At 70.4% G+C, this 9,650-nt stretch carries 10 protein-coding genes, 1 tRNA gene and 1 riboswitch; of the genes, 3 read left to right on the top strand and 8 right to left on the bottom strand.

From position 1 onward, the window contains the following. Positions 1-268: 268 nt before the first annotated feature. From NR112_RS20835 to NR112_RS20820, 4 genes are all read right to left on the bottom strand, one after another. Positions 269-460: a hypothetical protein gene (locus NR112_RS20835; RefSeq protein WP_256796198.1), complete on the bottom strand. Its 192-nt coding sequence runs from the start codon at positions 458-460 to the stop codon at positions 269-271. Between the two features lie 133 nt (positions 461-593). Then, the gene (locus tag NR112_RS20830; protein ID WP_256796197.1) at positions 594-758 is read right to left on the bottom strand and encodes a hypothetical protein; all 165 of its coding nucleotides are present in this window, start codon (positions 756-758) and stop codon (positions 594-596) included. Between the two features lie 115 nt (positions 759-873). Next, positions 874-1,617 carry a ParA family protein gene (locus NR112_RS20825; RefSeq protein WP_256796196.1) on the bottom strand — a complete coding sequence of 248 codons (744 nt, stop codon included), beginning with the start codon at positions 1,615-1,617 and terminating at the stop codon, positions 874-876. Positions 1,618-2,087: 470 nt separating this feature from the next. Further along, a complete protein-coding gene (locus NR112_RS20820; RefSeq protein ID WP_256796195.1) occupies positions 2,088-2,561 on the bottom strand; it encodes a pyridoxamine 5'-phosphate oxidase family protein in 474 nt (157 codons plus the stop codon). A gap of 3 nt (positions 2,562-2,564) precedes the next feature. Between NR112_RS20820 and NR112_RS20815 the strand changes: the two genes are divergently transcribed. Further along, the gene (locus NR112_RS20815) at positions 2,565-2,954 is read left to right on the top strand and encodes a hypothetical protein (protein ID WP_256796194.1); all 390 of its coding nucleotides are present in this window, start codon (positions 2,565-2,567) and stop codon (positions 2,952-2,954) included. 268 nt (positions 2,955-3,222) lie between these two features. Here the strand turns inward: NR112_RS20815 and NR112_RS20810 are convergent. The 4 genes from NR112_RS20810 to NR112_RS20795 form a co-directional block, all read right to left on the bottom strand. Next, a tRNA-Thr gene (locus NR112_RS20810) sits at positions 3,223-3,295 on the bottom strand. A 161-nt stretch (positions 3,296-3,456) separates the two neighbouring features. Beyond that, positions 3,457-4,107 carry a transglycosylase family protein gene (locus NR112_RS20805; RefSeq protein ID WP_256796193.1) on the bottom strand — a complete coding sequence of 217 codons (651 nt, stop codon included), beginning with the start codon at positions 4,105-4,107 and terminating at the stop codon, positions 3,457-3,459. A 3-nt stretch (positions 4,108-4,110) separates the two neighbouring features. Next, positions 4,111-4,324: riboswitch (cyclic di-AMP (ydaO/yuaA leader) on the bottom strand. A gap of 293 nt (positions 4,325-4,617) precedes the next feature. After that, positions 4,618-6,483 (bottom strand): serine/threonine-protein kinase, encoded by a 1,866-nt coding sequence (locus tag NR112_RS20800; protein ID WP_256796192.1) that lies wholly within the window; start codon positions 6,481-6,483, stop codon positions 4,618-4,620. A gap of 99 nt (positions 6,484-6,582) precedes the next feature. Beyond that, on the bottom strand, positions 6,583-7,014 hold the full coding sequence (locus NR112_RS20795; RefSeq protein WP_256796191.1) for a CBS domain-containing protein: 432 nt from the start codon (positions 7,012-7,014) through the stop codon (positions 6,583-6,585). A 203-nt stretch (positions 7,015-7,217) separates the two neighbouring features. On the opposite strand from NR112_RS20795, the gene NR112_RS20790 reads away from it, so the two are divergent. After that, positions 7,218-8,792 carry a trehalose-6-phosphate synthase gene (locus NR112_RS20790; RefSeq protein ID WP_256796190.1) on the top strand — a complete coding sequence of 525 codons (1,575 nt, stop codon included), beginning with the start codon at positions 7,218-7,220 and terminating at the stop codon, positions 8,790-8,792. After that, entirely contained in the window at positions 8,789-9,592 is an 804-nt protein-coding gene (otsB, locus tag NR112_RS20785; protein ID WP_256796189.1) for a trehalose-phosphatase, read from the top strand. The genes NR112_RS20790 and otsB overlap by 4 nt, the downstream gene beginning before the upstream one ends. The last annotated feature ends 58 nt before the right edge of the window (positions 9,593-9,650 follow it).

The raw sequence follows: 9,650 nt of genomic DNA, 5'->3' as shown, positions 1-9,650 counted from the left end.
CATGACTCCAACCTTCCCAAGGTTTGGAGTCTCCCGACATGCCGGGGCGGTTCAGACCGCGAGTTCGGCGTGTTTCTGTGCGCGGCGACCAAGGATGCATGAGCCCAACGGAGATTGCTGAGCGGAACACGACGTTCCGTGCTTTGGCAGCCTTGGATCCCAGGGCACGGTGTGGACACGGTGACATGGCCCATTCCGCGCGTTTCGGCGCGTGCGGTGCTTCAGGCGGCTGGCAGCACGTGGGCTAGCTTCCGGTGCACCTCGGCGATCATGTCGGCGCGCTGGAGAGGCCCTCTGCCTCGAACTGGGAGGAGAGCTTGCTGGGCCAGCAGGCCTGAACGCCACAGGTGGTGAAGCTGCAGCCGATCAGGGGCCAGTCTGCTTCGGCGAAACAGAGCACACCGTGGACCGGGACGTCGATGTCGAGCAGTCCACGCAGCACGTCGACCTGTTTGAGCACTCCGTCGACGAGTTTGGTGCAGTCGCGGGAACCGACGAGCAGGCGTTCCGTGCGGGCCGGCGGATGCCGCCTTCGACCTTGAGGTGAGGACGGCTGCGGTACTTCTTGGCATCCTCCTCGGAAAGCCAGAGGATCAGGCCGCCGAGTTTCGGGGGCTTGGCCCGGAGGCGTTCTCACGCTTGGCCTTGCGGCGCTCGAACTCGCGACGCGCTGATGGTCCTGCGGTGCCGGACTCGGCAGTGTTCATGACAGCGGGCTCGACGGTGCCCACGACATTGGGCTCGATCGGAGTGCTCACGTCGTGGCTGATGCAGCGGAGCGACTTCGTCGCCCCTTCATAGATCGCCTCGCCCGGGCGGCCGGGGGTCGATCGCGGTTTCGTACCGGCTATGCGAACCAGCCCGAGCGCGGCCTCAAGAAGCGCGCCGGACGCGCTTCCACAGGTCCGCGAACGCCTTGGCAGAATCCGAGGTCGGGGCGTAGACGCCTATGGGCGCGCGGTGCTCGCCCATGCGCTCAACGACGACGCTCGCGCCGACGTAGCCGTCCCCGACCTCCTTGTGCGCCGCAGGAAGCTGCTCCAGCGCCTCCACATGGGCGCGCTTTCGTCGGTCCACCTGAGAGAGGAACGCGACGAGTTTCACGTGGCCGCCGGCATCCTTGATCACACCGCGAACCTGCTCCAGCGAGCGCAGCCCCAGCGCCGACGGGATGAGCGGCAGAACGACGACGTCCGCAGCGCGCAGCGCGTTCTCGGCGACCAGCGACGCACCCGGCGGGGTGTCGAGGATGATGACGTCGTAATGCCTGCGGAGGGGCCGCAGTGCCTCCGTCACGCGGGACGACGACTTCTTTGCCGCGTCGAGGGCAATGTCGAGGTCACGGTAGCTCTCATCGGCGGGGAGCACGTCGATCCGCTCGAGCTTCGATTCGCGCACCGCCTTGTTCGCGGGCTTCCTGCCCCGCACGAGCGCCTCGGCGCCTCCTCGCAGATGCGGCTTCACCTGCAGGAGCCAGGTCGCCGCGGCCTGCGGGTCAAGGTCCCACAGGAGGACGTCTCGCCCTTCGGATGCCGCCTGCCAGGCGAGGTTGACAGCGGTCGTCGTCTTTCCGACACCACCCTTGGTGCTGTATATCGCGATCACCGTTGCCGCCACGGGGCCATCCTGTCACGGCCTTCGTGCCACGGAAGAGACGCACGAGGTCCGTCGTGGGGGACGTCGCCCGCGGCGCTCCATTCGGTGACGTACTAGTCGACACCGAGACCGCGCCGTCGCGCCCCGGCGTCGGCGCCCGCCGCGCCCATGCGGGGTCGCTCCTGCTGAGATCCCTCGCCGGCGGCGTGGATCTACGCACCAGTGAGGAAGCCCCCCCATCTGGCCCTCGCAGCCAGACCACTAGCGAGCTGAGGTGCACCGGAACGGATGAACCTGCCCCCGCGGCTAATCCAGCGGTTGACGCAGCCCGGAACCGGAGCGCCGGACCCCTGCGTCTATCCGCCGGCTGTCGACCACGACTGCTTTCACGCTTCTGCTTGGTGAGCGCTCGTCACGTTGTCCGCCGGACGACCAGGTTGGGTGAGTCCCGTCGGCTACCGACGTGTCGACAGGTCTGCCTTGCACGGGCCTCAGGCGAGAGGAAGCTCGACCCTGTTGCCGTTCCCGAGAAGGTACGCCGACTCTGTCCGCGCGCGATAGAGGCGTGGCAGTGCCGGCTCTTCGACTTGGGCGCGCGTCCATGCCCCGCCACCAGCTGCCAAGGAAGCCCTCGAGAACGCTTCAGCCGCTTCGTCCAACAGCGCTGACGGGACAAGCTCTGCACGAGCAGCGAATTGGAGCCCGTCACCGGTCCCAGCAGGCTGGGCGCTGTTGAAGATGCTGATGCCTACCTCGGGTCGATGCAGAATGTTCCTCGAGTGCAGTGCCTCCGGCCTCGACAACCAGATGAACTCGACCGCCAGCCACTGCTCTGACCGCGACCGCTGCCAAGCCGCGTACCAGACGGTCGAGGACCACGGCCTGCCGCTCGCGTCTGCGGTCGCAAGCGTGAGGTACTGGTTCTCCTCGAGCAACTGCTGAGCCCGCACGGCAATATCGTTCACCCGATGATCGTCACACGCGATCGGCGCCCTCCTCACACCGATTTCCAGGCCCGCGGGCTGCAGAGTCCAGCCGGAGCCATCTGCGGCGTGGCGATTTCCTGCCTGATGCTCCGCTTCCGCGTGAGGGGCATGTCCTCGGGGTCAACGCCACCGACCGTCGGCACGTCGGCTGAGAGCCTCAGCGATCTCGGCATCCCGACCCTGGGCAGCGTGCTGGTGACGCAAGGCTGCAACTACGGTCGAGTGACCGAGACGCTGCTGCCGCTCCGCGAGGGTGGCCCCGGTCATGGCAGCCAGCGTCGCTCCCGTGTGCCTCACGTCATGACGCGTAGGTCATCTCGTCCGGCGGCACGGCGCGCCTTGCGGAAAGCATCGTTGAAGACCGTCGGTTGAAGATGGCTGTGTCCGTCGACAGCGGGGAACAGGGGCCGAGTTGGCGCCTCGAGCCGTGACCGAATCCCTGGTGGTTCGCCTTACCGAGCACGGCGAGCCCCCGAACCAGACTGGCTCGGCAGCGGAGACGATCGGGCACGTCGTGCGATCCACGTGCCATCCCGGAGTGAAATCGCGTCCGCGCGAGTCCGCTCGTGCCCACAGCATCCAGCTCGCTCCACGACCGCGAGACCGCAGGTCAGGGTCACTATCGACCACATGAGCGGGGAGCTGGCGAGGGGACTCGAACCCCTAACCGCCTGTTTACAAGACAGGTGCGCTACCAATTGCGCCACGCCAGCACGTCTCGGCGCGAGCGCCGCGGACGGGCGAAAGCGTAACCGAGCCGGACGGCATACGCCCAAACACCGGACGCGAGCCGACACCGGACATGAGAAGGACGGCCCCGCGCAAACCCAGGGGTTGGTCGCGCGAGGCCGTCCGGCTCAGTTGTATCAGGAACTCACGGGAGTCGCAGAGTCTGACCCACGAAGATGAGGTTCGGGTTGGTCACCCGGGCGCCGTTGGCCTTCCAGAGCGCCTTCCAGCCGCCCGCCACGTGGTAGCGCGCGGCGATCTTGCCGAGGGTGTCGCCACCGTGCACGGTGACCTTGGCGCCCTTGGCGGTGTTCTTGACCGTCGGCTTCGTCGCGTACGTCTTCTTCTTGACGACCTTCTTCGTCGTCACCGGCTTGCGGACGGTCGACCGCGAGACCGGGGCCGTCGTCGCACCGCCGTTGGCCCGCGTCAGGCCAGCGCGCTTCGAGCACACCGGCCAGGCGCCGGGGCCCTGCGAGGCGAGCACGTGCTGCGCGATGGCGATCTGCTGAGCCCTCGTGGCGAGGTCGGCACGCGGCGCGAAAGCCGTGCCGCCGTAGCCGCGCCACGTGCTCTGCACGAACTGGAGGCCGCCGTAGTAGCCGTTGCCGTTGTTGATGTGCCAGTCGCCGCTGGACTCGCATTGGGCGACGCGGTCCCAGACCGAGGCGGCCTTGGCCGACCCGCCCGTGGCGATGCCACCGACGATGGTGGCGGCTCCAGCGATTCCGACTCCCGCGACGCGCTGCTTGACCGAGATCTTCTTGGCCGCAGCATGCTTGGACATGTACTGCATGGGTGATCCTTCCTGACGCGCGCCTGCGGGGTTAGCTGTCGGGTTGGGGCGTCAGGTGCCCCGTCGCGGATGCGACTTCACCCCGAGACCAGATCTCGTCCTCTTGACATGCGCTTCGACACACATGCACTCACTGGCCACACTGGGTCCCCCGTCCTCGCCCGGCCCACGGGTGTGGGCTACATCCCTGGCTGGCGAGGCTCGGCGCGCTCAGGGAACGGATTAATGGGTGTCCATGTGAAGTTGTGGGAGCGTTCGTGTGGAGCCGGACGCGACGAAGCGACCCGGGAGCCGAATGGTGCTGCTCCCGTTCGACCCGAAGTCGAGGCCGCCGAGCATTGACGGTACGGGACGTTTCCGCAGCGCACAAGGCGCGTCGAGACACTTCCGTGATCTTTTTTCGGGCCTGGGATTCAGGTCGATGCGCTACACGCACCAGGCGCCGACAGTGGCCGCCCGGAGGCCCCACCGGCCCGGACCCGCTCGCTCAGCGACTCGTGCGCCGAGCCGTCACTTCCCGAACGGGTTCGTCGTGAACGGGTCCCACGTGAGGCTCGACCCGTGCCGCAGGGCCACGAGCGCGGCCACGACGCCGAAGACGGCGAGCAGCCCGGACACGATCTGCGCGGCCAGCCCGGCGGGCACGAGCCGCCGCGCCATCGAGCGTGACCCGCGCCGTAGCGAGGCACCCCCGGGACCCCACCACAGCATGAGCAGGCCGAGGGTGCCGCCGATCGCGAGCGTGATCGGCGCGCCGGGACCGAGGTCGGTCCCCTGCGTGCCGGCGAGGAGCAGCGCGGCCGCGAAGACGCCGGCGAGCGCCACCGCAACGGGTAGGAGCAGCCCGACCCCGGTCGCGATGATGCCGACGACGAGGTGCCACGGGCTCGACACGACGGCGAAGGGCACGTCGCTGCGCCTGCGGCCGAAGTCGTAGCGGCGCAGGACGAGCGCGGTGACCGAGCGGTCGGTGGCGCGGGCGAGGATTGACAGGACCACGAGCACGACGAGGGCGATGCCCGGCCACGCCATGAGGGCACCGACCCAGGCGATCGCCACGGCGGCGAGCAGGCCGGTGCGCATCGGCAGCCCGATGCGCGGGTCGCCCTCGCGCTGCGCGGGCTCGTCGTCCTCGTCCCACTCGTCGTCGGGCCAGTAGCCGTCCTGCGGAGCCGGCTCGACGGCCTGGCCGCCCCGCCCGTGCCGCGCGTCGTAGGCCTGGGCACCGCCCCAGTCGTCCGGCGACGCGGGCTCGTCGTCCCAGCCGTGGTCGTATGCCGCCGGGTCGGGGTCGGGCGACCGCGGACCAGTCGGGGGCGGGGCCCATCGCACCGGGTTCGCCACGGCCGCCACCGCACCCACGGCGCCGGCTGCGCCGACGGGCGGCATGACGGCGGTGCTGCCGTGCTGGACGACCTGGGTGTCTCCGGGGGTCGCGCTGACGCGGCCGTCGTCCCACGGGTTGCCGCTGGGAGTCGGCACGGTCGCCGCGCGGCCGGCGGCGTAGAGCTCGAGCGCCGCGATGACCTCGTCGGCATGGGGGCGCAGCCGCGGGTCGGGAGAGAGGGACGCGCGCAGCAGCGGCACGAGGCGCGGGTCGACGCCCTCCAGGTCGACGTCACCTGCGCGGACGCGGGTGAGCACAGCATCCATGCGGGCGCGGCCGAACGGCGGACGGCCCGACGCGGCATACGTGATCGTGGCGGCCCAGCCCCACCAGTCGGTGGCGTCGGTGATGGCGGCACCCTCGACGAGCTCGGGCGAGAGGTAGCCGGGCGTGCCCATGACGAGCCCGCCGACGGTGTGGCGCACGTCGTCCTGCAGGTGCGCGATGCCGAAGTCGATGAGGACCGGGTCGCCGTCCTCGATGAGGACGTTGCCCGGCTTGATGTCGCGGTGGACGACCCCGCACGCGTGGATGGCGCGGATCGCCTCGGCGATGCCTCGGGCGAGGCGAAGCAGGTCCGCCGGGGCCAGCGGGCCGTGGTCCTCGACGACCTCGTCGAGGGCGGGGCCGGGCACGTAGCGGGTCACGATGTAGGGGCGGGGCGCCATGACGTCGGCGTCGATGACGCTCGCGACCCGCGCGTCGCGGATGCGCGAGAGGGTGTCGACCTCGCGCGAGAGGCGCTGCCGGGCGTCGGCGTCGTGCGCGACGTGGGCGCGGAGGACCTTGATCGCGACGGCACGCCCGCGCGGGTCGAGGGCGAGGTGGACGACTCCCATGCCGCCCTCACCGATCTCCTCGATGAGGCGGTAGGGGCCGATCCGCTGCTGGGACCCCGGCCCGCCAGGCCGTGGGACCACGGGCACACCACCGGTGCGCGCGCCGGGCCGCGGGGTGGGCACCCGCTCGGTCCGGTCGTACGCAGTCATGCCCCTACGGTATGCGACCGGGGCGCCCCTACATCAACCCTGCGACAGGAAGCCGCGGAGTGTCCTGTCTCGTCGGTTCTGTCCGGTTCTCCCGAGCGGTCAGCTGCTGATGTAGTCGCGCAGCTGGTCGCGCTCGGACTGGAGCTCGGAGAGCCGGTGCTTGACGATGTCGCCGATGCTGACGATGGCGGCGAGCTTGCCGTCGGCGTCGACGATCGGCACGTGCCGCACGCGCATCTCGGTCATCGTCCCGGCGAGGTCGGCGATGTTGTCGTCAGCCGAACCGGTGGTGACCTCGCTCGTCATGATCTGCGACACCGGCGCCTCGAGCACGCTCGTGCCGGTGCTGTGGAGGTGCCGGACGATGTCGCGCTCGCTGACGATCCCGTCCACGCTCGTGCCGTCCGTGCTGACCACGACCGCGCCGATGCGGTGCTCGGCCAGCAGGCCGAGCAGGCCGGCGACCGTCTCGTCGGGCTGGATGGTGATGACCTCGCTGCCCTTCTTGCGCAGCACGTCAGAAATCTTCACGGCGACTCCTTCACCTCGGCGCGATGCCCTCAGGCGGCCACCCGCTCCACCAGAGATGCCCTGTATCGACCCTAGAGCGGGACCGCACCGGGCGCCACCGTTCGCTCGTTAGAGTGGGACCGATCGCGCCCCGCGGCGCCCCTCCCCCGGGTCTGGGTACGTCGAGGGCCGTACCCTCCCCTCGAGCAGCAGGAGCTGATTGCGTGCCGACCCCTCGGCCGACCTACGACCTCGTCATCGCCGCGAACCGCCTGCCCGTCGACAAGGTCGTCACGGACGACGGCGAGGTCGAGTGGCGTCGCAGTCCCGGCGGCCTCGTCACGGCCATGGAGTCGGTGATGCGCACGCAGCCCGGCGCCTGGGTCGGCTGGGCCGGAGACGCCGGCGAGGCACCCGAGCCGTTCGACGAGGACGGCATCCACCTGCACCCCGTGCCGCTGTCGACCGATGAGGTCCGGGACTACTACGAGGGCTTCTCCAACGACACCCTGTGGCCGATCTACCACGACGTCATCGTGCCGGCGACCTTCCACCGCGAGTGGTGGTCGAGCTACCAGACGGTCAACCGGCGCTTCGCCGAGGCCGTCGCCGAGGTCGCGGCCGAGGGCGCCACCGTGTGGGTGCAGGACTACCAGCTCCAGCTCGTCCCGGCCCTCGTGCGCGCCCTGCGGCCCGACGTGCGCATCGGCTGGTTCAACCACATCCCCTTCCCGCCCGTCGAGCTGTTCGCGCAGCTGCCGTGGCGGGCCCAGCTGCTCGACGGCCTGCTCGGAGCCGACTTCCTCGGCTTCCAGCGCCAGGCCGACGCCCGCAACTTCGTGCGCGCCTGCCGCCAGCTGCTCGGCGCCGCGACCAAGCGCGACCGCGTCACCGTCGAGGGTGCCCACCGCCAGGTCCGGGCGGCGGCCATCCCGATCTCCGTCGACTTCCAGGGACTCGAGGAGCTGGCGAAGCGCCCAGACGTCATGGAGCGCGCCCGCGAGATCCGCGAGAGCCTCGGCAACCCCAAGGTCCTCATGCTCGGCGTCGACCGGCTCGACTACACCAAGGGCATCCGGCACCGGCTCAAGGCCTACGAGGAGCTGCTGAGCGAGCGCCGCATCGGGCCGCCCGACGTCACGCTCGTGCAGGTCGCGACCCCGAGCCGCGAGCGCGTCGACGCCTACCGCAACCTCAAGAACGAGATCGAGCAGACCGTCGGCCGCATCAACGGCGAGCTCGGCAAGATCGGCGCCCCGGCCGTCCACTACCTGCACCACTCCTACCCGCGCGAGGAGATGGCGGCCCTCTTCCAGGCCGCAGACGTCATGCTCGTCACCCCGCTCCGCGACGGCATGAACCTCGTTGCCAAGGAGTACGTCACGTGCCGCCATGACCTCGGGGGCGCCCTCGTGCTGTCCGAGTTCACGGGCGCGTGGCACGAGCTGCACCAGGCCTTCGCCTGCAACCCGCACGACATCGAGGGGCTCAAGCAGACGATCCTGCGCGCCATCAACACCCCGGCCAAGGACAAGCAGCGGATCATGAAGGCGCTGCGTCGCCGCGTGTCCGACCACGACGTCCAGCGCTGGGCGGCTCGCTACCTCGCCGCGCTCGCCGCGGCGCCGGAGTTGCCGAGCGCCGAGTCGCGCCCGCGGCCCACCCCGCTCGCGGAGGGGGCACCACTCATGCCGGCCCCCAGCGAGTCGTCCAACGGGTCGGGCGACGAGTCGTCCGACGGGTCGACCAGCGGCTCGACCCACGGATCCGCCAGCGCGACGGACGGGAGGTTGTCATGAGCACCGGCGCGCCGACCACCGAGACGCTCGAGGCCGTGGCCTCCGCGGACGTCCTGCTCGTGGCGACGGACTTCGACGGAGTGCTCGCGCCGTTCGACGCCGACCCGATGCAGGCCACCCCCGTCGAGGGCACCGTCGAGACGCTCCGGTCGCTCGCGAGCCTGCCCGGCGTGCACGTCGCCGTCGTCTCCGGGCGAGACCTCGGCACGCTGCGTGAGCTCACTGGCATCACCGAGGACGAGCCGATCGTCCTCATCGGCAGCCACGGGGCCGAGTCCTCGAGTCCCGCCGTGCGCGAGGCCATGGAGGCCGCCGCCGTCACGCCCGATGACGAGGTGACGCTCGCCGAGCTGCGCACCGACATCGAGGCCCTCGTCAAGGAGCACCACCCCGAGGCCGGCATCGAGTACAAGTCGGCCGCCGTCGTCGTCCACGTCCGAGGCATCCCCCGCGACACCGGCGACGCCGCGATCGCCGACGCCCGGCGGGTCGCCCTCGACCACCCCGGCGTCAAGGTGCTCAAGGGCAAGTCGGTGCTCGAGCTGTCGGTCTCCCACGCGGACAAGGGATCCGCGGTCACCGCCCTCGGCCGCCACGTGGGCGCGGTGGCACGCGTCTACCTCGGAGACGACGTCACCGACGAGGACGCGTTCATGCGGATGCGTCGACCCGAGGACGTCACGGTCAAGGTCGGCACCGGCTCGACGGCCGCCCGCTACCGCGTCGACGACGAGCACGCGGTGGCCGCCCTGCTGACGCGCCTCGAGCAGCTCTGCTCCGCCGCCCACAGCCCGAGCTGACGGACGCGACCGGGCGAGCCGGCATACGTACCCGCACGCTCAGGCGCCACGGCCCCCG

It is taken from the genome of Terrabacter sp. Ter38, assembly GCF_024519435.1.
GTDB lineage: Bacteria > Actinomycetota > Actinomycetes > Actinomycetales > Dermatophilaceae > Terrabacter.
This window is presented reverse-complemented; position numbering and strand designations above follow the sequence as displayed.

What these genes read in the sequence shown, in the direction of transcription:
- NR112_RS20805 (WP_256796193.1), bottom strand. Translation starts at nt 4,107, where the DNA reads ATGCAGTACATGTCCAAGCATGCTGCGGCCAAGAAGATCTCGGTCAAG.
- NR112_RS20815 (WP_256796194.1), top strand. Translation starts at nt 2,565, where the DNA reads ATGATCGTCACACGCGATCGGCGCCCTCCTCACACCGATTTCCAGGCC.
- otsB (WP_256796189.1), top strand. Translation starts at nt 8,789, where the DNA reads ATGAGCACCGGCGCGCCGACCACCGAGACGCTCGAGGCCGTGGCCTCC.
- NR112_RS20800 (WP_256796192.1), bottom strand. Translation starts at nt 6,483, where the DNA reads ATGACTGCGTACGACCGGACCGAGCGGGTGCCCACCCCGCGGCCCGGC.